The following is a 22,198-nucleotide window of genomic DNA, read 5'->3' on the forward strand; positions in this document are numbered from 1 at the left end:
GATCAATCCGATTTTAGTGATCGATGCCACTATTCAAAAGATAAATCTAATGTAACATGTATATCTATAAGTAAAATCTTATTTAATAGGTAGTAAAATACAGAGGCTACATATGTTCATGATTGAGTTAAATGATACTGGCTGGAGATATTGGCTAGTAACCGCTGCACTGCTTACTTACGGAGTCATCGTTGACCCTTTCGGTTGTATGCTTGCTATAGGTCTTACCGTCGTTCATCTACTCCACTTTATCATGATGAAACGAAGTGTTACTGCATTTCCCATACAGGTTAGATTTTGGTATTTATCTCTGCTGTTGCTGGCACAGATAGAAGGGCTCCAGTGGATGTATTGGATCCCGACAATAGGGACTTGGGCTCAGGTACTCTTGGGCTATTGCGCCATGGCACGCTTCGTTTCACTGTTGCCCTGGAACAGCAGTGAGCGTTTTTCATTTGCTAGGGTCAGCCGAACATTTCTCGCCCGTCCCGTAAAAGGAAGCATCAAGCAAAATGTTTCTACTGAAAATTAAACGATGAAGCTGTATTCAACCAAGCCCAGTAATGGGATAACAATGGTGGCCCCTCAAAGCCTCGAACTGTAAGAACTTTGTGCTGAAGAGTGCTTAAGATGAAAGTCCAAAATAAATAGAGCCAGCCATACTAAATGGCTATACCTACTCGCTCCTACTAAGCTTTAGTAATTGGTTTAAGTAGGAGAGTCGTATGCCCCGCCCAAGAAGAACTCAGATAAGTATCGAGGACACATCCTGGTACCATTGTTTTTCACGCCTTTGTCGTCGTTCTATGCTAATGGGAGATGACCCTTTGACAGGGAAAAACTACGATCATCGACGTGATTGGGTTGAATCACAATTGCTGAAATTGGCCAGTGCGTTTTCCATAGATGTGGCAGCCTATGCGGTGATGTCTAACCATTTACATCTCGTGTTGAGTGTTGATATTTATCAGTCAAATAGCTGGACAGACAGAGAGGTCGTTGAGCATTGGCATCAGGTCTTTAAAGGGACTGACATTACTCAAAAGTTTGCCAAAGGCGAAGTCATTGAAAGTTATGAAATCAATGCGTTGAAGCACGCTATTGCATTGTACCGTAGTCGATTGAGTGATATTTCATGGTTCATGCGGGCGCTAAATGAACCCATCGCGAGAATGGCGAATAAAGAGGATAACTGTACAGGGCACTTCTGGGAGGGAAGGTTCAAAAGTCAGGCTCTACTTGATGAGGCTGCAGTGCTCGCTTGTATGGCCTATGTTGAGCTCAATCCTATCAGAGCTAAAATGGCAGCAACACCAGAAGACTCAGAGCACACTAGCTTGCAATTACGCGTTAAGGCGGCATTCAAAGGCAAGCAGCCTACAGAGTTGCTGCCGTTCATTGGTAATGAGCAGCTCAATCAACCTAAAGGGATTAATTTTTCACTGAAAGACTACCTTGAGTTAGTTGATGAAACTGGCCGAATTATTCGTGATGATAAGCGAGGTTCTATTTCAACCCATGCGACTAAGATATTAACTAAGCTCAATATTTCCGCTGACAACTGGATAAAAATCACGTCTGAATTTGGAACACTATTTCACGGCCCAGTGGGAACATTACAAGAGCTGACCAGCTATTGTGAACACTTAGATAAGCGCCGACGGCACTTTGCTCATAGCTGTAGCTATCTTCAAGGTAATTAGTACAAGAAGAGCTTAAGCAAGCAGCAACACAACTCACATCAAAAAATGGCCCATCAATGCTTTGGTTAACCAGTCTTACCTGCAAAACCACCCTTTTAGCTTCAAAACGACAAAATTTACTGGATTAGAACCAATCTACTCGTCCATCTGTCGGTTATTTCGCGCTTTAGGATATTGAAAATGAATTTATCGCTAAAAAGGTCGATTCGATAGGTATGATGTTGATTTAACATGGCTGGCTGTGTTTCTCTCTAGCCGCTTAAAATGGAACGTCAAAAAGAAAGGCTGTGAGCAACAGTAAGCAGAGGCTAGGGGCAAAGGTTATCTGTGGGTTTTTGTTCCTGCAGTTATGGGTCTGAAAGGCGTACACTTCTTCTGGTAGTGATATACAGGTGAAGGTGAATAGGTCGAGTTGTATCTAGGAAAGTTTACTATTAGAAGGTTCCCGACTTTGTAGATGGCTTTAGTTTCACTCATGCTCGCTTCCAATGTCGTCGACGTTGATCATTACAGAAATACTATAACTCATTATTAACGAGATCTCGGGATATGCCACATTTGCTGGTGGTTGGCTGTTATAAAGCGAAGCTATCAGGTTATTTGAGCGGTGTGAACGAGTGAATGATGTAGCAGTTTGGACCTAGGCGGTTTTAGCTTACTGCAGTAATAACTACAGTAATTCTTTCAGGTGAAGTGGAGAGTAATTATGGGGATACGGTGATAAGCAGATTTCAGACACAAAAAAGCCCGTTGAATCAACGGGCTTTCTCGTTATAAATTGGTGGCCCCTCCCAGACTCGAACTGGGGACCTGACGATTATGAGTCGTATGCTCTAACCAACTGAGCTAAGGGGCCTACTTAAGGAAGTCGTCACTACCGAAAGCGACGAGAAGTATACGAGGTTTAAATGCGCTTGTCACCAGTGTTTTGAAGAGAAATGCTAACTTTAAATTCAACTGCTTATCTGTTAATCAATAATCGACAATATATCGGCTTTAACACTATTTATCGCTCAATAAAAAGCCCCGCTATAAGGTAGCAGGGCTTCTTTGTCTTCTCTTTGTCTACTCTTTATCGAATGTGAGCTAACTCAAGTGAGCTTAATTCAGCTGAATTGAACTCATATTGACTTGAGGCTTATTCGTCTAAGAATGACTTCAAGATCTCTGAGCGAGAAGGGTGACGTAGCTTACGCAGTGCCTTAGCTTCAATCTGACGAATACGCTCACGCGTTACGTCAAACTGCTTTCCAACTTCTTCAAGCGTGTGATCTGTGTTCATGTCGATACCGAAACGCATACGTAATACTTTAGCTTCACGAGCCGTTAGGCCTGCAAGTACTTCGTGTGTTGCGTTCTTCAAACTTTCGCCAGTGGCTGAGTCTAAAGGTAGCTCGAGGGTAGTATCCTCGATAAAGTCACCTAAGTGCGAATCTTCGTCATCACCGATTGGTGTTTCCATTGAGATAGGCTCTTTGGCGATCTTTAATACTTTACGGATCTTATCTTCAGGCATCAGCATACGCTCAGCCAGTTCTTCAGGAGTTGGCTCACGGCCCATTTCCTGTAGCATTTGACGAGAAATACGATTCAGCTTGTTGATTGTTTCAATCATATGCACTGGAATACGGATCGTTCTTGCTTGGTCAGCAATAGAGCGAGTGATCGCCTGGCGGATCCACCAAGTTGCATAAGTCGAGAACTTATAACCACGACGGTATTCAAACTTATCAACCGCCTTCATTAGGCCGATGTTACCTTCTTGGATAAGATCCAAGAACTGTAGACCACGGTTGGTGTACTTTTTAGCGATAGAAATTACTAGACGTAAGTTCGCTTCTACCATCTCTTTCTTTGCACGGCGAGCCTTAGCTTCACCGATAGACATACGACGGTTGATATCTTTGATAGCAGCAATCGCAAGACCAGTTTCTCGTTCGATAATATCTAGCTTGGCGCGACAACGACGAACATCATGCTCGACCATCTGTAAACCTTCAACATAAGGTTTCTTAGTGGCGAGTTCGGCATCAAACCAAGCTATGCTACTTTCGTCGGCGGTATAACCCTTAACGAAGTTTTTCTTAGGCATCTTAGCTTGTTCGACACAAAGCTTCATAATCAAACGTTCTTGAATACGGACTTTATCCATGGTGGCGCGCATGCTCTTAACTAAGCGGTCGAACTGCTTAGGCATGAGACGGAACTCTTTAAATAGTTCACCAATCTCAAATAGGGCAACGGTTGCTTCAGGATGACCACGTCCTTTGTCAGCGATGATCTTCAGCGTATTCTCATGAACTTGTCTTAGCTGAGTGAAACGCTCTTTAGATTCTTCAGGATCTGGACCTTTTGGACCTTCCTCTTCCTCTTCTTCATCATCATCACCATCTTCATCATCTAGCTCTTCATCAGAGAGCTCAGAACCGACGTGTGTTGCAGTCGGTGCTACATCATCAGCATTAGGATCGACGAAGCCTGAGATAATATCCGACAGACGGACTTCTTCAGCTTCATAGCGATCGAACTGATCAAGGATCGTAGCAATCGCTGGAGGATACTCAGCGACCGATGCCTGAACGGTATTGATTCCTTCTTCGATACGTTTAGCGATAACGATCTCGCCTTCACGGGTAAGAAGTTCAACAGTACCCATTTCACGCATATACATACGGACTGGATCGGTTGTACGACCAAGCTCGGCCTCTACCGTTGCTAGCGCAGCAGCGGCTTCTTCTGCAGCATCGTCATCGGTGCTGTCTTCAGACATCATGATTTCATCAGCATCCGGCGCCTGTTCGTAGACGCGAATACCCATGTCATTTATCATCTGGACAATATCTTCGATCTGGTCTGCGTCGACCATATCTGCAGGCAAGTGATCATTCACTTCTGCATAGGTTAAGTAGCCTTGCTCTTTACCTTTGGCTAGCAACAATTTAAGTTGCGACTGAGGAGTGTGCTCCATAGATATCATCCAAGTTGGGTAACAGTTAAAACGACGGGCAATAATTGCCGCGCAAATCGTCCATTATAGCCTTGTGCGCTTCCGTGTGCTAGTCCAAGTGCTTACTTTTAAGACATAAACTGTCTTAATTTTGCCCTTGTATGACTGCAATCAGCTTGCTCAGCTGAATCCTTTCTTCTTTAGTATGGTTCTGTTTTAGACTCAATTCCTGATATCGCTGCTCAATATATTGATTATTGAGCCAGATAAGGGTTTTTCTAAACTCTTGTTGCAAGTTTTCATCCGCCACTTGATGGTCCCATTGGGTCAGTTTTTTTAGGGTTCCCAGCTGTGGGGCATCCCTATACTGTTCAAGTAGTTGTGCGCTGTTTTTAACTTTTACACGAGTAATGTCTAGCAAGTTAATCAGCAGATCTACGCCGACCATCTTGATATGTTTTAGTGCCGGCTGCACAGGCAGTCCTTCACCTAACAATGGATTCTGTACTAGCAGTGCGATGGCTAATCGCAATGGGGTTCCGCGTCCTTTCAACGCTTTAATTTTAAGCGTGTTTTTTTGCTCTTTTTCTGAAAATCCAAACTTTCTTTTTAGATCTTCAGCACTGTTCATTCCGAGCTTATAGGAAAGGTTTTCCAATAATAGGCTCTGAAGAACGGTATCTTGTATCTTTTCGATCAGTGCCATCGCTTGCTTAGCTAATGCACCTTTATCGCCACCAAATCGTTGCGCCAGAGTTTCAAAAAGAAACTCAGGTAAAGCCTTAGCTTCGCTAATTTGTTGTTCAAAAACCTCTTTGCCGACCTGACGAACCATAGTATCTGGGTCTTCGCCTTCAGGCAGAAACATGAATTTCACCTGATTACCCGGTTTTAGCAAAGGCAAGGCAGTTTCTAATGCGCGCCAAGCCGCAGCCTTACCAGCCTTGTCTCCGTCATAACAACAGATAACCTCTTTGGCGCTACGGAGCAGTAGTTGAAATTGTTCTGCCGTGGTCGAGGTACCGAGTGAGGCGACTGCATAGTCGACATCAAATTGCGCCAGGGCGACCACATCCATATAACCTTCAACAATAAGTACTTGCTTAGGGTCTCTATGTTTTTGCTTAAGCTCATAAAGACCATAAAGTTCATTACCCTTATGAAATATGGGCGTTTCTGGAGAATTCAAGTATTTGGGCGTTCCATCACCTAAAACTCGACCTCCAAAACCGATAACGCGTCCTCTTCTGTCACGAATAGGGAACATGAGTCGATCACGAAATCTATCGTAACGCTTACCATTATCGTTCTCTATCACCATACCAGCAGTGAGAAGTTTATCTTGAGCATCCTGATTGTGGTTATAACGGCCGAGTAAGCCATTCCATCCGTCAGGTGCAAATCCAATATTGAAGTGTTCGACCACAGTATTGGAAAGCCCTCGATGATCGAGATAATCAAGGACTTTTTGTTTGTCATTGTGTTGTCTTAACTGACTCTGGAAATAAAGGCTCGCCTCTTCCATCAACTGATAGAGATCGCGGCTCAATCCTTCGTCACGCCTTTTACCTGTTCCTTGCTCTCTAGGCACTTCGAGCCCTAGTTGGCCTGCAAGCTCTTCGATGGCATCGATAAAATCGAGACGATCGTATTCCATAACAAAGTCGATGACATTGCCATGGGCACCACAGCCGAAACAGTGATAAAACTGCTTATCTCTACTGACGGTAAAAGAGGGGGATTTTTCACTATGGAACGGACAACAGGCAGAGTGATTTTTACCCGCCTTTTTAAGGGGCACCTTAACGTCGATCATGTCGACAATATCGATGCGAGCTACTAGCTCATTGATAAAATCACGTGGTATCGCCATTAGTGTAGTAAATGCCGCCTTTATTTACGTGAAGTCAAAATAGAGAAAATCTAAAACAAACAAGCCGCGCAAGAGCACGGCTTATTTACGCATAGATCTGAAGTTACTTAAGTTTAGCTCTGATCATAGCGCCAATTGCCGCCATATCAGCTCTGCCTAAGACTTTAGGTTTCAGTGCGCCCATTACTTTGCCCATATCCGCCATGGAGGATGCGCCCATCTCTTCGATGCTTGCATCAACTAGCACAACAACTTCCTCTTCAGTAAGAGGTTGAGGCAGGAAGTCTTCAAGGATCTTGATTTCTGCTGCTTCAATTGCGGCGAGTTCGTCACGGCCAGCTGCACTATATTGTGCAATTGAATCGCGACGCTGTTTAACCATTTTGGTTAAGACAGCTATAGCTTGGTCGTCAGTCAGAGTTTCGCGGGTATCCACTTCAATCTGCTTGACGGCGGCTAGCGCCATACGAATGGTTCCTAAGCGTACCTTAGCTTTGGCACGCATAGCATCTTTCATCTGGCTTTTTAGCTGATCAACTAGGCTCATAATAGATTAATATAAACGTACGCGACGAGCGTTTTCGCGAGAAAGCTTCTTAGCTAGACGCTTAACTGCAGCGGCTTTAGCACGCTTGCGGCAAGTCGTTGGCTTCTCGTAGAACTCACGAGCGCGAACATCAGCTAAGATACCGGCTTTTTCACAAGAGCGCTTAAAACGACGTAGAGCTACGTCAAATGGTTCGTTTTCGCGTACTTTAATTATTGGCATACGCCATCACCCCTTAGGTGTAGTTGTAATGAGTCAGTTACTTGACTCAAGTTAATTTAAAAATGGTGCGGAATTCTATACCGACTTACAAGTGTTTGTAAAGCCTATTTAGCGATCATATTTTAGATCTTTTCACCTTTAAGATCCTTTTCGAGATCGAAACTAAAGCTGGATTGTAGAATTTCGGCGTTTTGTGCTGCGATTTAACAATAAAATCGATAGCAACTCTATTGGTATAATTAAAGCACAGCAGGTAGAATTAGCAGCCTTTTATGACACTTTGACGGGATACGATGCGGGTTTTAGGTATTGAAACATCTTGCGATGAAACTGGAATTGCAATTTATGATGATGAGCAGGGCTTGTTGTCTCATACATTATACAGTCAGGTAAAACTTCATGCTGATTATGGCGGGGTAGTGCCTGAACTCGCCTCTCGAGATCATGTGAGAAAGATTATTCCGCTGATTAAGCAAGCAATTAAAGAGGCTGGCTGTGAAGTTGAGGATATCGATGGTGTGGCGTATACCACGGGCCCAGGCCTTGTTGGTGCGTTATTGGTTGGAGCTTGTGTTGGGCGTTCTTTAGCCTATTCATGGGATAAACCTGCCGTGGGCGTGCATCATATGGAAGGTCACCTACTGGCGCCAATGCTCGAAGATAATGTTCCCGAGTTTCCTTTTCTTGCGCTGCTCGTTTCTGGTGGTCATTCTATGATGGTGGCAGTTGAAGGAATTGGACAATATGAAGTGCTGGGTGAATCTGTAGATGATGCTGCAGGCGAAGCATTTGATAAGACAGCTAAATTATTGGGGCTGGATTATCCTGGCGGCCCAAGATTAGCAAAGCTTGCGGAGAAAGGTGAGAGTGGCCATTACCGCTTCCCTCGTCCGATGACAGATAAACCTGGGCTGAATTTTAGTTTCTCGGGATTAAAAACTTTTGCTGCAAATACCATTGCCAAGGAAGCTGACGATGAACAGACTCGTGCCAATATTGCTTGTGCTTTCGAAGAGGCTGTGGTCGATACGCTTTCAATAAAATGTCGCCGTGCGCTTAAACAAACGGGTTATCAGCGATTAGTGATAGCGGGCGGAGTGAGCGCTAATACTCGTCTTCGTACATCCCTAGCGGAAATGATGCAAAACCTCGGTGGTGAAGTCTTCTATCCTCGTGGTGAGTTCTGCACCGATAACGGTGCGATGATCGCTTATGCAGGCTTACAGAGATTGAAAGCGGGTCAAATAGAGAGTTTAGAGGTTAAGGGAAAGCCGCGTTGGTCGTTAGACTCACTGCCTCCATTATAGGATTTAATGAACTCTAAGTTTCGAGCTACGAGCTATGGGTTTCGAGTTATAAGCTGTAAGTTTTAAGCGATAAGAAATAGAAACACCTAGTTTGTAGATGCAAACTCGGTGTTTTTTATGCTCAAGAAGTAGGCTTAGTAGGTTCCTCATTTACAATTTCAACGGGTACTGTTATTTGAAAACAGGTGCCTTCACCTAAGGCGCTTTTACACTGTATCTGCCCCTTCATATTGGTGACAGTGTTGTACACAATCGTCATTCCAAGCCCTGTGCCTTTTCCGCCTCTTCGGGTAGTAAAAAAGGGTTCAAATATTCTTGCCAGCTGTTCTTGGTTCATACCAATGCCGTTATCTTTATACTTTATGACTAAAGCATGATCTTCGTTTAGGCTAAAGTTGATCTCTATCAGTCCATCAGATAATTCAGGAAAACTGTGTTCAACCGAATTAGTGAAAAGGTGGGTCATGATGACGATAAACTGGTTGGGGTTACTGTTGATTTTTAGGGCGGGAGGGCAAGATATGTCTACCTGATCTGCTGCTAATTCAAATTTATACATCAGTGAGTTAATCAAGTCTGTAGTAAATTCATAGAGATTAAAGGGCTTATCATCAATCTCATGTTGGTTTGCAGATACCTGTTTAAATATTTTAACTAGGTTCGCGCTCCTTAACAAATTTCGGTTAACTAATTCAAGGGCTTGATCAATTTCATCAATTAACTCTTCTGTTTCTATAGAGTAAGATTGTTTCTTCGCCTTTTTAATGACGCTTTCTATATGGGTTGCAGCGGTTATGCTGGTCCCTATAGGTGTATTGAGTTCATGTGCCATTCCCGCAATAAGGTGTCCAAGTGATGCCAGCTTTTGGGATTCTATAATATCTTGCTGAGCAGAGTTTAATTTCTCTAAAGAAAGCTTTAGGGCACTGTTTTTTCTCTCTAACATGCTTGGACTAGGTAGGGCTAGAAAGAATGGTAGCAAGAACCAAATAACAATACCGGTAGCGAGTGAAGTCACTGCAGTCACTGCTTTTGAAATGGATGAAACTCCATAGATAGGCTCCCAAATAACAATGGCATTAATGAGGTGAGAGAGCCCACAGGCAAGAAAGATCACTGAGCCAGAAAGAAGAAAAAACCAAGGGTAAGGGAGATCTTTTCGTCGCTTTACGAAGACGATGACAGCTAAAGTAATTGAGAAGTAAGCGAGGGCCGTGACCACATCTGATATCACTGAGGTCCATAAGATATCCGGGCGCCATAGATAACACATGCCATGTGGCATGAATGCTTCATTGTTAAAGAAAGAATCTGTGTCCATTAGCTGACCTTGAATTATAGACAGTCGCCAGCTAAGTATAGGGGAGGTGGGAGAGTGCGTTTTATCGATATTAAGAAAAGAAGGTTAAGCTCGAGGAGTTAACCGTTTTGTTGAGGTTTTAGCGTTTTTATTTTTTCTTGCGGGAGACTTTGGACTCCTCACCTTTGATTAAACGGAGAATATTATCTTTATGTCTGATGACTATTAGGGCAGAGAGCATAGCGACAGGAATGGTAAATCGATCATCTAGATACCAGGTATAAACAGGGGCTAGCAGCGCTGTTAAGATAGCGGCTAGAGAAGAGTATCGACTAATCAATACCATAATAATCCAGGTTCCGATTAAAAAAAGTGCCAAATCATGACCAATAGGGGCCATAGCACCGAAGGCGGTTGCGACACCTTTGCCGCCTTTAAACTTAAAGAAAACCGGAAAGATATGGCCGACGCAAGCAGCGACAGCAATGAGACCAAGAGAAACTGGATCGACACCAAACCTGAAAGCAAGGTAAGCGGGCAGGGCGCCTTTTAGCATATCAAAAAACAGTACCATGGCGGCCGAACTGGCTCCGCCAATGCGTAACACATTGGTCGCGCCTGGATTGCCAGAGCCTTCAGTGCGAGGATCGGGTAGCCCGCGCATTCGACAAACTAGCACGGCGCTGGAAATTGAGCCTGCCAAATAGGCGGCCAAAATCATTACCAGAGTGAGTACTGTTATGGTCAAATTGGTTTCCTTATCCGTCTTAAGGTATCATCGCGCCACAATATTTATCAGCCCAAAATAGTTAGAACCAAGTTGCAGTTTTATCTATTTTCTGTGGGAGGTAAAATCCTTCTATAGGACGTTATCCTACTTTGGATTTGTATGGTTAGAAAGAGCCATTCGGCAAATTCACTGATAAGATTTGCATTATACCTTCTTTATTCGTTAAAGCTTATTAGACCTCATGGGTTTAACTTGAATCATATCGCCTTTTGAAGCTGTAAAATGGCCAATAGTATTCAGTTGGAGAGAGCATGGACAAAGTATTAATACGACAGTTAAAAATAGAAACTGTGATTGGGATCTATGAGTGGGAAAAACAGATCCATCAGAATTTGGAAATCGATCTCGATATGGCTTGGGATAATAGGCCTGCTGCAGCGACAGACGATTATCAGCATGCGCTTTGTTACGAGACTGTGTCGAACCGTTTGATAGCTTTGATCACTGAAAAGCCGATTGAACTCATTGAGACAGTTGCTGAAATGATAGCCAAATGTCTTATGGATGAGTTTGATGTGCGCTGGGTAAAAGTGGTTGTGATGAAGCCGGGCGCCGTACCTTCTGCGACTGCTGTAGGTGTTGAGATTGAGCGAGGCCATTTTTAAATGAGCTCACGTATATATATCAGCTTGGGCAGTAATATAGAGCCTGAGCGTTACCTTAAGTCTGGATTAAGTGACTTAAGTTACCATTTTGGCGACTTGTCGCTTTCATCTGTGTATGAGAGCGAAGCGGTAGGGTTTGAAGGAAGTAACTTCTTAAATATGGTTGTTGCTGTCGATACGGATTTGCGTATCGCTGAAGTGGTAGCTCTGTTTAAAAAAATTGAACAAGATAATGGTCGTCTTGTAGGCGCTAAAAAGTTTGCACCCAGAACATTGGATCTCGATCTACTGCTTTATGATGAAACTGTTACTCTTGAGCCCGTCGAACTTCCTCGCGCTGAAATTTTAAAAAATGCTTTTGTGCTGTGGCCCATGGCTGAATTAGCGCCTAGTTTAGTTCATCCTATTGTTAAAATGAGCTACGAAACGCTTTGGGCTGAATACGACAAAGCTCAACAAAAGTTATGGCCGACACCCTTTTCTTGGTCATTGCCTTGCTAAAGGTATTTAGATTGTCATTTTTATTTAACCTTTAGGAATTATGCATGGACACGTTTCAGGTCATTATTTTAGCCCTTATTCAGGGCTTGACCGAATTTTTGCCCGTTTCAAGTTCGGCTCATTTGATTTTACCTTCACAAATTTTAGGATGGGAAGATCAAGGTTTAGCGTTCGATGTGGCCGTACATATAGGGTCTTTAGCCGCAGTCATACTTTATTTTAGAAAAGAGGTTGTTGCCTTACTGACATCATGGTTCGCCAGTATTTTTAAAGGGCAACATTCAGACGATAGCAAACTGGCTTGGTGGATTATCTTAGCCACGCTTCCAGCCGTCTTTTTTGGTTTCGCGTTAAAAGATGCGATAGAGACTCACTTAAGAGGGCCGGGTGTTATCGCTATTGCAACGGTCATTTTCGGCCTGTTACTTTGGTGGGCAGATAGGATGTCACGCTGTGAGCTCTCTGAGTACCAAACTGGATGGAAAAAAGCATTACTGATAGGTTTTGCTCAGGCATTAGCACTTATACCGGGAACGTCGCGCTCAGGAGCCACCATTACGGCAGCATTAATGCTTGGCCTAAATCGTGAAGCCGCTGCACGTTTTTCTTTTTTAATGTCCATTCCGGTGATTTTAGGCGCGGCGATCTTAATGGGTAAAGACTTGGTTGAGACAGGTGTCACTATCGACTACGCCTCTCTTGCCCTTGGCGTAGGGGTTTCATTTGTTGCCGCATATGCATGTATCCATCTGTTTTTGAAAATAATCAGTCGAATGGGAATGACGCCGTTTGTTATCTATCGACTTGCCCTAGGCGCAGTCTTGTGTGCATTTATATTTGCTTAATAATACCATTTCCATTAAACAAGTGACCATTCAGCGGGAGTTAAAAACGCTGTAGGCAAGATAAGGGGATTGAAGCTAATAGTTATTCTATATCGAAAGCCACTTTCGCAGCTTAAAGTGTTTTTCCCATGATTTAAAAACAGCCGCACTTCGTGAGCTTCTCAGGGCTTCTACTTCTGCGTTGCATTGCCTCGAAAGGGAATAACCATTTCGTCAACAATACGCCTTGAATTTAAAGCCCTGAGAAAGCTCTGAATTGAGCATATGTTTAATGGAATTGGTATAATAAACAAGTGATGGCCTACTATTGTATAGGCTATCGTCGCAGTATTTAAAAAGTATTTAAGAAAGTGTTTAACAAGCATTTAGAGACAGTTTTTACAGAGAGTTTTAAAGAGAGTTTATGAAGAGTATCTATCACTGCCCAGTTTGTAACGAATCACTCATGCTTCACGAAGAGTCAAAAGGCCTGCATTGTGCCAATAAGCATCATTTCGATAAGAATGAGCATGGCTATTGGGTATTTAGTCAGGCGAAAAAGCCTAAGTTGGACTCTAGGCAGGTGATGCGGGGTAAGCGTTTTTTACTCGAGTCCGGTGTATTTTCTCCGCTTGTCGAGACGATAACAGAGATGCTCAAACCTCAGCTAGCGCATATTGCGTCTGAAGGGGCTATTCAGCATCTGGATTATGATTGTGGCGAAGGTTACTACCTCAGGGCAATAAAGTCCGCCCTCGATGAGCCGTTGCAACAAGCCGAATTCAACCTGGTTCAGCATGGGGTCAATGAAGCCGAGAATGCACTCTTCTCAGCCGCTAAGATCGACGCTGAAGCTGAAGCTGAATCTAGCTCTAACTCTAACAGTGACTCTGGTAGTAACCCTGAACCAGCAGAAAAAAGCACCTTGATTGTCAGCACGCTAAGAACGCTTCCTTTCGCAGATGGTAGCTTCGATTTAGTGACGCTAATCGATAAGCAACTCAAAGGAAAAGAGCCGCTTCGGGTTCTCAAGCAAGCAGGTTATCTATTGCAGGTCTCTCCCGCTCCACGGCACTTATGGCAGTTGAAAGGGTATATCTATCCAGATATGAAAGAGAAGGCTGTGCAATCGAGTCAAGTGAGTGGACTTGAATTATTAGAGACTCAGAGAGTGACATTTAAGTTAAATGTTGACGGTGAGCAAGCGTTAACATTTTTAGAGATGACCCCTTATGCATGGCGGGCAAACGATAAAGTCAGAAAGCAGATCTCAAAAGCCCATTTTGATGAGCTAGAGATAGACTTTATTGTTACTTTATCCAAGAAGGAATAAATCTAACTAGGATTAAATCCTACTAGGGTTAACTTAGGCTGAACCAAAGCGGCCTAAACCTCTGGTGAGGAGATTAGCACTAGGCTTTGTTTGCAGTAGAGGTTAATCTTGAATCATCAGGGGATGAGTGTCTTAGCTGTCATGTTAGACCTGAAACAAGTGATCAATAAAAACACAATAGGAAATAGAGATACCGATGATGCGATTATTGCTGCTGTTCATCTTAAGTGCCATTCCAGGCATTAGCTTAGCGAATGTCTATGCCTTACCTGAGAAAGGCAGTCGCCTTATTGGCGAGATACAGGAGCATATTGTTCAAAAGGGTGATTTTTTTCAGACCATTTCTAAACAATATAATGTTGGTATCTTGGAATTGATGGAGTCAAACCCTGGTGTTGACCCCTTTTTGCCTACACCGGGTTTAAAGCTTATCATTCCCACTCAGATGCTACTTCCAGATGTGCCGAGAAAAGGCATCGTGCTGAATTTACCTGAGCTTAGGCTCTACTATTTCTCCAAGAATGGTAAAGAGGTTCATGTATTTCCTGTTGGTATCGGCCGTATTGGCCGTGAAACTCCTGAAATGGTGACTAAAATTAAGTCGAGGATCCCTAATCCTAGCTGGACACCGCCTGCGAGCATTCGAAAGGAGCATCTTGAAGAGCGCGGTGAAGTTCTTCCTCGTGTTGTTCAACCAGGCCCGGATAACCCATTAGGTAATTACGCGATGCAACTGTCATATGGTGATGGCAGTTATCTTATCCATGGCACTAACAAAGACTTTGGTGTTGGTATGCGTGTCAGCTCTGGTTGCGTGCGTCTCAACCCGGATGATATCGAGTGGCTATTTAATCAGACCAAGTATGGCGATCCCGTCCGAGTGATCAATCAGACGGTTAAGATCTCTACTGAACCTGATGGGCGTCATATCATAGAGGTACACTCAGCACTGTCTAAATCAGAGCTTGAGATGCAGCAAGAGAAAGTGGTCACCATGAGTAAGGATATCGTCCAATTCATCAGTCAGGATGATGTAGACAGCTTTAAAGCCAACGATGCATTGCTGACTCAGAATGGCTTACCGATGAATATCAGGCTTTAAAGGTCTGAAGAAGGTGTTTAGAGAAGGTTTAAACAAAATGCAAGGTGACTAAAGGCACGAGTTGCTAGTGACTAGGAAAGCGAACTAGTTAGTAGATCGGTAGTTAGAACATAAGCTGATAAGTGTGAAGAGGCGTCCCATGTGGGCGCTTTTTTTGTGGGCTGAAATTGTAGAAGTTTGAGGAATGATAGTTTTAAGTTAAGAGTTAAGAGTTAAGAGTGACTGGAATGTACTTCGTCTTACTAATTTTCAGATTTACTGGTGCTTACTGCTTACTTGTATTAGTTTTATATTTTTTTGGGGGGCTTAGTTTCGATCTAGGTTTAGAGCTAGGTTTGGAGCTCGGAAGGGAGAACATATCGGCAACACATATGCATTGCCGATACAGACAAATTACTTCTTGTAAGAAGAAGCAACGTTGTCGATGCGATCGTTAGCGCGCTTAGCTTCTGCTTGTGCGTCCATAGCAGCTGCTTTTGCATCTTTAACGTCTGCAGAAAGAGCGCCTTGCTCAGACTTCAGAGAGCTAACTTCAGAAGATAGCTGGTCAACTTTGTTGCCTAGGTTAGCAACGCTTTCTTCTAGAGCAGTAGTGTTTGCACAGCCACCTAGTAGGGCAGTCATTGCTACGCCAGCAATCATCAGTACTTTTTTGTTCATTGGGAAATCCCTTTAAATAGGTTGGATAGATATTAAACAGCTGTACTATACAACTGCCACCGATAGATTATGTCATAGCTATTTTATTTTGCTATGAATTTTCACTCTAAGGTCTGAATACCTTAACGAATATAGCTTTAAATGCAAGTTGAACGCTCTAATATTGAGCTTTTAATATCAATATCTAACAATTTATAGGCATAATATTTTTTATGCCTCGTTATAGTGCAGCACTTTTATTAAATCTTTGCTTAACTTTTGCGACATTTTCAATACGCTGTATTTGCAATTGCTGTTTTATTTCAGCTCCTTTAAAGCCGGCTTCAATAATAGGTTTCACTGCCACAGAGCTGGCGATGTGAAAAGCAGCTTTAAAGTAATCGGCTTGAGGGTAGCTTTGATTTTCTAACCCAAGTCTTCCTTTAGTATCAGCTTCACAAGCTAGCAGGAGCTGCTCTAATCGATGTGGCTTTCGCCAAAGATCTGCCTTGTCGAAAATGTTAATGAGGGTTTCGGGTCTAAGTTCGGCAATATTATGTATATTTTGATGTTGGTCGCTGACTAGCAGGGCCAAGTCTCTATATTCATTAGGGACCTTAATTCGAGTACACAGCGCCTTGATGGGGGCGAGTCCTTTCTGGCCGTGACCATGATGTTTTGGCAGATGCTCTTTTGGACTCAAGGCTTTACCGAGATCGTGAACAAGGGCGGCAAAACGTACTGCCTTATCATTGGATAGTTTTGCGGCTTGTTTGAGCACCATTAATGTATGTATCCCAGTATCAATTTCCGGGTGCCACTTCTCTGGTTGAGGTACGCCAAATAGTGCGTCAATTTCAGGGAACAAAATGGCCAAGGCACCACATTGTCTAAGCACGTCGATAAATATCTGTGGGCTATCAGTGCTCAATGCTTTATCGAGTTCTAGAAATACGCGTTCAGCGGTTAAGGCTTCTAGCTCTCCACTCGCGCTTATACGGCGCATTAAGTCGAGGGTTTCGGTGGCGATAGTAAAACCTTGGCTATGGAATCTAGCCGCGAAACGAGCGACTCTGAGCACTCTGAGTGGATCTTCAATAAATGCATCAGATACATGGCGAAGCACTCGCTTGTCGATATCTGCAATACCGCCATAGGGATCGAATAGCTTGCCAGTATCATCCTGAGCGATGGCATTGATCGTCAGGTCTCGACGCAGCAGGTCTTGTTCGAGTGTCACTTGGGGGCTCGCATGGCAGCTAAAGCCTGCATAACCCGCTGCCGTTTTACGCTCTGTTCGCGCTAAGGCGTATTCCTGTTTTGTTTTTGGGTGCAAAAATACCGGAAAGTCTTTACCGACTTGCTGATAGCCCAAATGCATCATATCCTCAGGCGTTGCACCTACGACCATATAGTCATGGTCTTTCACTGGAAGTTTGAGTAAGTTATCGCGCACTGCGCCGCCGACGAGGTAAAATTTCACTTTCCAATCCACTGTTTATTTTGTTCACTTATTTATATAAATCTTATCACGCATTGGCATATTACATTCAGATATCAATTTTCAGTTTGAGCTACTGGGCTGAATATCGATTTGAAGGGGTATTTAGGTTATTTTTTTGGTTTTTGTTAAGCATTTTTTGACAAGGTGGGCGGTTAGCTTTAATTTGGACTGTTTTTTGTATTTTATAACCGAAAAATGACCGGTTAAGGATTGATTTCAGTATGTACAAGGCGTTTTTTGGATTGAGCGATAACCCTTTCTCTATCGCACCGAACCCTCATTATCTATTTCTCAGCGATAGGCACCGTGAAGCATTAGCTCATTTGACCTATGGATTAGGTGAAACGGGTGGCTTTGTATTGTTAACCGGTGAGGTAGGCACAGGTAAAACCACTGTGTCTCGTTGTTTACTTAACCAATTACCTGAAAACACCGATACGGCGTTTATTCTCAATCCATCACTTACTGAGCAGGAGCTGCTGGCCACTCTGTGTGATGAGTTGAAAATTGTTTATGAAAAAGACCCAAGTCTAAAGCAACTGACAGACCTTTTGAGTCAGTTTTTACTAGCCAACCATAGTAAGGGCCGAAACACCGTGCTCATCATTGATGAAGCTCAGCACCTTAGACCTGAAGTACTCGAGCAGTTACGTTTACTGACTAACCTTGAAACCGATACTAAGAAACTCTTGCAGGTGATCCTAATTGGTCAGCCTGAATTACAACAGTTGTTGAGAAGGCAAGAGTTACGGCAACTGGCTCAAAGAATTACTGCGCGATATCATTTATTGCCTCTGACGCTTGAGGAGGTTGGCTTGTATGTTCAGCATCGACTTCAAGTCGGCGGCCGCCATGAGCCGCTATTTAATCGCGCCGCAATTAAAACCTTACATAAATTTAGTGGTGGGATCCCAAGATTGATTAACTTGCTCTGTGAGCGAGCGTTAATGGCAGGCTATGCCCAATCTAAAGTGCCGATTGATCGTAAAATGGTTAACTCAGCAGCTGCCGAAGTCTTAGGTGAAGACATTAAACAGCGCAGCTATTTATTACCAATAGTTGCGGCTTCTGCGCTCGCGCTAAGTGGTGTATTAGCCTTCATGTTATTTACTAATACAAACGGGTCAACACAAGGTGAGTTTGCCTTAACGTCCTCAGTAAATTCGACTACGGCTAAAAGCGAACTTGTGCCGTCACCTGTAAAAAAAGATCGCGATGCTGTTTCGAGTTCGAGTCAAAGAGTACTTAATGAGGCGATTAAACAAAGTCGTGATATTGATACCGCCTATGCAAGCATTTTAGGGCTTTGGGATAAGGTGCCATACATTGGACTCTCTGCGTGCCAATCGGCGGAGCAACAAGGCCTTTCTTGTTTCCAACAACAGGGAAACTGGAATTCACTCATACGCTTAAATTTTCCAGCTATCGTTTACCTTATCGATAGTCAGCAACAAGCTTTTTATGGCACGCTAGTTTCACGCCATGGTGAACAGTTATTACTGCAGCTTAACGAACAGCAACTTTGGGTTGATAGAGACTGGTTTACACGCCACTTTAGTGGCACGTTTGAGATCCTTTGGCAGCAGCCGAGCAGCCAGCCAAGAGAAATTGGCAAGGGCTCAAGTGCTGAACAGATCCAATGGTTAGAAAACAGTTTAGCTGAGATAGATAACTCGTCGCCAAGGCTCGTCGATAATTTTGATGCAAGACTAGAGCGCAAGCTGATGCTGTTTCAGCGTCAACATGGTTTAAGAGCCGATGCTATTGCCGGCAGTCAGACATTAGTACAGCTTAACCTTTATTTGAGCGCAGAAGGTCCGAGATTGGTTGAAGGGAAAAGGAATTACTGATGTCGATTTTACTCGATGCCGTGACACGAGCTAAGCAACAAGAGTCAGATAGTTTGTTAGATCCAGTGTTAACTCCAAGAGCCCAATACGATAGCTTTGCTGGGAGTAATCAACGGGTTTTAGTATTGATGTGCGCCAGTCTGGTTGTTTTTCTTTTACTTGTCATCGCTTGGTTAGGCAGTCGTGCCTTTTTCAGTGAATCAAATCAAGAGCCCACTGAGCAGCTGGTTGCTGCAGTTTCACTGCATGTGGAGCAGACGACACAAGCTGTGAATGACCCAAAGCTTGTTGAGGCGGAAGCGAACGTACAGAGCGTGAGACTGGCCGGGAAGGTGACTTTACCGTTAGCGACTGAGCGCCCGCAATCGGTTCGCCAAGTGCAGGCATCTTCTTTCGCTACTGCAACTGTTAGGCCTAACAATAACCAGGTGATAAATACTCAGGTTATTAATCGTCAGGTTGAACAATATAGCCAATCAAATGCCACTAGTTATCCAGGCAGTGAACCAAGCAGTTATCCAAGCAGTGAGCCAATAATACTCGGCGCCAATGCCAATCAAAAAGGTCAGGATATGTTGGCTTCACTTAAGTTTCAAGTCGATGCTGCAGCTGCCGAAGTTGGCTTAGAAAATAGCCCGAAAAACTATAAGAGTGAAAATAACCTATTGGCGGCATTTGAGGCTGCACTTAAAGAGGTTGAGGTTAAAAATTCCTTAACAAGGCCTGTGACTCCAGCCGAGCTCGACCCAATTCCGACACCTAAGCCCGACGAACTGCCAAAGTATGGTCAATTACCCGCAGGCATTCAGTTGCAAATCCCTGAATTCAATATCAATGCCCATGTTTATTCCAGTGACCCAAATAATCGTTGGCTTAATGTCGATGGTGCAGAGCTGCAGGAAGGAGACACTATAGGTGGCAAGTTAGAAATCATTGAGATAAGACCAAGAGATATAGTGCTAGCGATTCAAGGTACTCAGTTTAAGGTGCCGGCAATATAGAATCTAGGAATCTAGGGGCTAGGCGCCTAATGCAGACAAAAAATGGGCGCCAATCGGCGCCCATTTTTTTTATCGAGTCTGCTTAGCCAAACATCTTATAGGATAGGAACAGGGTTAAACCATAGCCTAGGCTGTAACAGAGCAGTAATGCAGGTACATATCTAAGATAACTAACGAACGTCAGCTCTTTGACCTTGCTCATGGCTATGATGCCTGATGCAGAGCCAATCACTAATAATGAACCACCCACCCCGACTGAATAGGTTAACCCTAGCCACTCAGGGGTGTTAAGAATAGGTTCTGCTTTTAATAGTGCAGCAGTCAATGGCACGTTATCGAGCAGGGCTGAGCCTATACCTGTGACGAAGTTAGAGATATTGGGGTCAAATTGCGCATAGACTTGGGTGAGTAAATCTAAGGTACCTATCTCTTTGAGCATGCCCACAAGTAGCAAGATCCCGAGAAAAAATAACAAGGTATCAAATTCAACCTGACGAATATATTCGAGGATCTGCAACTCTTCTTTATCGCTGCGGCTTGTATTGCCAACCAAGAACATAATCGATAGGCCTGTGAGAAAGGTCAGTACAGGGGGGATGCCAAATAGCACATTGAGTGCCATGGTCGCAATAATGGTAGAAAAGAAGATGACGGCAATCAACACATCGACTTTGTGGTAATCACGTTTTATCGGTGTGGTGCTGACATATCCTTCAGCTTTAAGTGAAAACAGTACAGCGAGGAGCATAACGCTAACTGCTGCTGGCAAGAAGAGGATCAATAACTCTGACATCTGCACATGACCACCAAGGAAAATCATCAAGGTGGTGACGTCGCCAGTGATAAGAGCGACTCCACCAGAGTTCACAGCAAAGATAATCAACACCGCCATACGGCGACGCATTTGGCTTTCGAGTTTAAAGGTTGTCAGTAAGCCAAGCGAGACGAGTGTGGCTGTGACATTGTCACAGATAGCTGAAAGCACTAAAGAGAATAGTGCGACCTGTATCATCAGCATGCGAACTGATACCCGTTGTGGGAATAGTTTCTGCACTAAAATCTGGATCATACCTTTTGCATTAAGGTATGCGACAAAGGTCATTGTCGACATGAGGAATAGCCATAAAGTGGCAATTTCAAGTAAGTTTTCGTTTAGCTCTGCTTCGACAATTTTCTGCTGGCCAGGATCGCCTGCTGACATGAATAGTACAACCCATGAAACACAGCCAAAAAATAGCGTGGTCTTGGCTTTGTTAAGATGAGTGATCTCTTCGAAAATAATACTTAATAGCGCTAAAACGGCAAGGGATATCAGAAATATGTTGAGCATACATCAATTCCTACAGCGGGTTTATTGCTTGTTGTGGCTAAACAAACAAGGTCATTAATTAAGGTTTGATTAAGCTTGGGGTGGTAAGCGAGCGGATTAGGCCATAGTGATGTTAATAAAACAAGTGTTAACTCGATCTCGTTTTTGCTTATTTCGTGCCTGACGTCACCTTAAAGTGCTGACTAATAACCGTGTATGGCTGGTTTAAGCCTAAAAAGAATACTTAATGAAGGGCTGATTAAACTTAGTTCATTTTGTTTGAGTGACAGTTATCTTTAAATAAAAGCATTTAAGGTGTGAAATTTTTTTCCGTTCTTGTTTTACGACTCGCCTAAAAAATATCTGTAGTTCTAGAGACTTAATTGAGTGTGTTTTTTAAGCTGTGTTGCTAACTGAAGTTTAAAGCACTTTTGACAGAAAGTTGACCTTGTCAAAATCTTGACCGCCTACTAAATAAACAGTATCTTGTGCCCATTAAAGCTTAGTCATACTAGATCTAGTGTTTCTATGCCCAATGATGATGAATTAGTGAGAAGAGTCGATAATGAAATTTTTAGTTCGAGCTGTATTATTACTTGGCTCCTTAGTTTGGTTAGTGGTCTGTGCAAAGCAACTAGTGAGCTTAGGGGTGGTTGATAACCCTTCTGTTGCTATGGATAATACCCAGCTGCTGATCCAGGGCGTTATAGCCTTGATTATCTTGCGCTCTACATGGGGATCAAAAAGAAATAGAGATAGCTATTAACCTGTTATTCATCAAGGGTTACAGATACGCAAGCCTGCTTGTATTGTCTGCTTGTATAGGCAAAAAACAGGCAAT

General features: G+C 43.4%; 20 protein-coding genes and 1 tRNA gene. 11 read left to right on the plus strand and 10 right to left on the minus strand.

Translation table 11 applies throughout. The features are described 5' to 3' along the window. Positions 1-118 precede the first annotated feature (118 nt). The gene (locus FM038_RS05325) at positions 119-532 is read left to right on the plus strand and encodes a hypothetical protein (RefSeq protein ID WP_223293004.1); all 414 of its coding nucleotides are present in this window, start codon (positions 119-121) and stop codon (positions 530-532) included. Positions 533-725: 193 nt separating this feature from the next. Further along, positions 726-1,703: a transposase gene (locus FM038_RS05330; protein ID WP_142872300.1), complete on the plus strand. Its 978-nt coding sequence runs from the start codon at positions 726-728 to the stop codon at positions 1,701-1,703. A 779-nt stretch (positions 1,704-2,482) separates the two neighbouring features. Here the strand turns inward: FM038_RS05330 and FM038_RS05335 are convergent. The 5 genes from FM038_RS05335 to rpsU form a co-directional block, all read right to left on the minus strand. Further along, a tRNA-Ile gene (locus tag FM038_RS05335) sits at positions 2,483-2,559 on the minus strand. Positions 2,560-2,841: 282 nt separating this feature from the next. After that, positions 2,842-4,671 (minus strand): RNA polymerase sigma factor RpoD, encoded by a 1,830-nt coding sequence (gene rpoD / locus FM038_RS05340; protein WP_199242726.1) that lies wholly within the window; start codon positions 4,669-4,671, stop codon positions 2,842-2,844. Between the two features lie 124 nt (positions 4,672-4,795). Continuing rightward, the gene (dnaG, locus tag FM038_RS05345; protein WP_142872302.1) at positions 4,796-6,523 is read right to left on the minus strand and encodes a DNA primase; all 1,728 of its coding nucleotides are present in this window, start codon (positions 6,521-6,523) and stop codon (positions 4,796-4,798) included. A gap of 103 nt (positions 6,524-6,626) precedes the next feature. After that, positions 6,627-7,070, minus strand: coding sequence for a GatB/YqeY domain-containing protein (locus FM038_RS05350; RefSeq protein WP_142872303.1), 444 nt, complete (start codon positions 7,068-7,070; stop codon positions 6,627-6,629). Positions 7,071-7,076: 6 nt separating this feature from the next. Continuing rightward, positions 7,077-7,292, minus strand: a complete 216-nt coding sequence (gene rpsU / locus FM038_RS05355; protein WP_142872304.1) for a 30S ribosomal protein S21 — start codon at positions 7,290-7,292, stop codon at positions 7,077-7,079. A gap of 293 nt (positions 7,293-7,585) precedes the next feature. Here rpsU and tsaD point away from each other — a divergent pair, with 293 nt between their 5' ends. Beyond that, positions 7,586-8,599: a tRNA (adenosine(37)-N6)-threonylcarbamoyltransferase complex transferase subunit TsaD gene (gene tsaD, locus FM038_RS05360; RefSeq protein WP_142872305.1), complete on the plus strand. Its 1,014-nt coding sequence runs from the start codon at positions 7,586-7,588 to the stop codon at positions 8,597-8,599. Between the two features lie 121 nt (positions 8,600-8,720). Here tsaD and FM038_RS05365 read toward each other — a convergent pair whose 3' ends face one another. Both FM038_RS05365 and plsY read right to left on the minus strand, forming a co-directional pair. Further along, positions 8,721-9,920: a sensor histidine kinase gene (locus FM038_RS05365; RefSeq protein ID WP_142872306.1), complete on the minus strand. Its 1,200-nt coding sequence runs from the start codon at positions 9,918-9,920 to the stop codon at positions 8,721-8,723. 127 nt (positions 9,921-10,047) lie between these two features. Continuing rightward, complete coding sequence (plsY, locus tag FM038_RS05370; protein WP_142872307.1) at positions 10,048-10,647, minus strand: glycerol-3-phosphate 1-O-acyltransferase PlsY; 600 nt, start codon at positions 10,645-10,647, stop codon at positions 10,048-10,050. Between the two features lie 293 nt (positions 10,648-10,940). Here plsY and folB point away from each other — a divergent pair, with 293 nt between their 5' ends. The 5 genes from folB to FM038_RS05395 all read left to right on the plus strand — a co-directional run bounded on the left by folB (position 10,941) and on the right by FM038_RS05395 (position 15,054). After that, entirely contained in the window at positions 10,941-11,294 is a 354-nt protein-coding gene (folB, locus tag FM038_RS05375; RefSeq protein ID WP_142872308.1) for a dihydroneopterin aldolase, read from the plus strand. After that, positions 11,295-11,795: a 2-amino-4-hydroxy-6-hydroxymethyldihydropteridine diphosphokinase gene (gene folK, locus FM038_RS05380; protein ID WP_142872309.1), complete on the plus strand. Its 501-nt coding sequence runs from the start codon at positions 11,295-11,297 to the stop codon at positions 11,793-11,795. 44 nt (positions 11,796-11,839) lie between these two features. Then, positions 11,840-12,640: an undecaprenyl-diphosphate phosphatase gene (locus tag FM038_RS05385; RefSeq protein WP_142872310.1), complete on the plus strand. Its 801-nt coding sequence runs from the start codon at positions 11,840-11,842 to the stop codon at positions 12,638-12,640. A 403-nt stretch (positions 12,641-13,043) separates the two neighbouring features. Then, positions 13,044-13,952: a putative RNA methyltransferase gene (locus FM038_RS05390; protein WP_142872311.1), complete on the plus strand. Its 909-nt coding sequence runs from the start codon at positions 13,044-13,046 to the stop codon at positions 13,950-13,952. 196 nt (positions 13,953-14,148) lie between these two features. Beyond that, complete coding sequence (locus tag FM038_RS05395; RefSeq protein WP_142872312.1) at positions 14,149-15,054, plus strand: L,D-transpeptidase family protein; 906 nt, start codon at positions 14,149-14,151, stop codon at positions 15,052-15,054. Between the two features lie 393 nt (positions 15,055-15,447). Here FM038_RS05395 and FM038_RS05400 read toward each other — a convergent pair whose 3' ends face one another. After that, positions 15,448-15,714: an Lpp/OprI family alanine-zipper lipoprotein gene (locus FM038_RS05400; protein WP_076407609.1), complete on the minus strand. Its 267-nt coding sequence runs from the start codon at positions 15,712-15,714 to the stop codon at positions 15,448-15,450. 220 nt (positions 15,715-15,934) lie between these two features. Continuing rightward, the gene (locus tag FM038_RS05405) at positions 15,935-17,176 is read right to left on the minus strand and encodes a multifunctional CCA addition/repair protein (protein ID WP_142872313.1); all 1,242 of its coding nucleotides are present in this window, start codon (positions 17,174-17,176) and stop codon (positions 15,935-15,937) included. Positions 17,177-17,418: 242 nt separating this feature from the next. Here FM038_RS05405 and FM038_RS05410 point away from each other — a divergent pair, with 242 nt between their 5' ends. Further along, positions 17,419-19,047, plus strand: a complete 1,629-nt coding sequence (locus FM038_RS05410; RefSeq protein WP_142872314.1) for an ExeA family protein — start codon at positions 17,419-17,421, stop codon at positions 19,045-19,047. After that, the gene (locus tag FM038_RS05415) at positions 19,047-20,048 is read left to right on the plus strand and encodes a general secretion pathway protein GspB (protein ID WP_142872315.1); all 1,002 of its coding nucleotides are present in this window, start codon (positions 19,047-19,049) and stop codon (positions 20,046-20,048) included. Before FM038_RS05410 ends, FM038_RS05415 begins: the two co-directional genes overlap by 1 nt. Before the next feature lie 82 nt (positions 20,049-20,130). On the opposite strand, the gene nhaD is transcribed toward FM038_RS05415, so the two are convergent. Then, positions 20,131-21,378, minus strand: coding sequence for a sodium:proton antiporter NhaD (nhaD, locus tag FM038_RS05420; protein WP_142872316.1), 1,248 nt, complete (start codon positions 21,376-21,378; stop codon positions 20,131-20,133). A 544-nt stretch (positions 21,379-21,922) separates the two neighbouring features. Between nhaD and FM038_RS05425 the strand changes: the two genes are divergently transcribed. Then, a complete protein-coding gene (locus FM038_RS05425; protein WP_142872317.1) occupies positions 21,923-22,123 on the plus strand; it encodes a hypothetical protein in 201 nt (66 codons plus the stop codon). Positions 22,124-22,198 lie beyond the last annotated feature (75 nt).

The organism is Shewanella eurypsychrophilus, assembly GCF_007004545.3.
GTDB classification, from domain to species: domain Bacteria; phylum Pseudomonadota; class Gammaproteobacteria; order Enterobacterales; family Shewanellaceae; genus Shewanella; species Shewanella eurypsychrophilus.

Coding starts and splice junctions, on each gene's coding strand:
- rpsU (WP_142872304.1), bottom strand. CDS start 7,292: ATGCCAATAATTAAAGTACGCGAAAACGAACCATTTGACGTAGCTCTA.
- FM038_RS05400 (WP_076407609.1), bottom strand. CDS start 15,714: ATGAACAAAAAAGTACTGATGATTGCTGGCGTAGCAATGACTGCCCTA.
- folB (WP_142872308.1), top strand. CDS start 10,941: ATGGACAAAGTATTAATACGACAGTTAAAAATAGAAACTGTGATTGGG.
- FM038_RS05425 (WP_142872317.1), top strand. CDS start 21,923: ATGAAATTTTTAGTTCGAGCTGTATTATTACTTGGCTCCTTAGTTTGG.
- folK (WP_142872309.1), top strand. CDS start 11,295: ATGAGCTCACGTATATATATCAGCTTGGGCAGTAATATAGAGCCTGAG.
- rpoD (WP_199242726.1), bottom strand. CDS start 4,671: ATGGAGCACACTCCTCAGTCGCAACTTAAATTGTTGCTAGCCAAAGGT.
- FM038_RS05390 (WP_142872311.1), top strand. CDS start 13,044: ATGAAGAGTATCTATCACTGCCCAGTTTGTAACGAATCACTCATGCTT.
- FM038_RS05330 (WP_142872300.1), top strand. CDS start 726: ATGCCCCGCCCAAGAAGAACTCAGATAAGTATCGAGGACACATCCTGG.
- nhaD (WP_142872316.1), bottom strand. CDS start 21,378: ATGCTCAACATATTTCTGATATCCCTTGCCGTTTTAGCGCTATTAAGT.
- FM038_RS05410 (WP_142872314.1), top strand. CDS start 17,419: ATGTACAAGGCGTTTTTTGGATTGAGCGATAACCCTTTCTCTATCGCA.
- FM038_RS05350 (WP_142872303.1), bottom strand. CDS start 7,070: ATGAGCCTAGTTGATCAGCTAAAAAGCCAGATGAAAGATGCTATGCGT.
- FM038_RS05325 (WP_223293004.1), top strand. CDS start 119: ATGATTGAGTTAAATGATACTGGCTGGAGATATTGGCTAGTAACCGCT.
- FM038_RS05415 (WP_142872315.1), top strand. CDS start 19,047: ATGTCGATTTTACTCGATGCCGTGACACGAGCTAAGCAACAAGAGTCA.
- dnaG (WP_142872302.1), bottom strand. CDS start 6,523: ATGGCGATACCACGTGATTTTATCAATGAGCTAGTAGCTCGCATCGAT.
- FM038_RS05365 (WP_142872306.1), bottom strand. CDS start 9,920: ATGGACACAGATTCTTTCTTTAACAATGAAGCATTCATGCCACATGGC.
- FM038_RS05395 (WP_142872312.1), top strand. CDS start 14,149: ATGATGCGATTATTGCTGCTGTTCATCTTAAGTGCCATTCCAGGCATT.
- tsaD (WP_142872305.1), top strand. CDS start 7,586: ATGCGGGTTTTAGGTATTGAAACATCTTGCGATGAAACTGGAATTGCA.
- FM038_RS05385 (WP_142872310.1), top strand. CDS start 11,840: ATGGACACGTTTCAGGTCATTATTTTAGCCCTTATTCAGGGCTTGACC.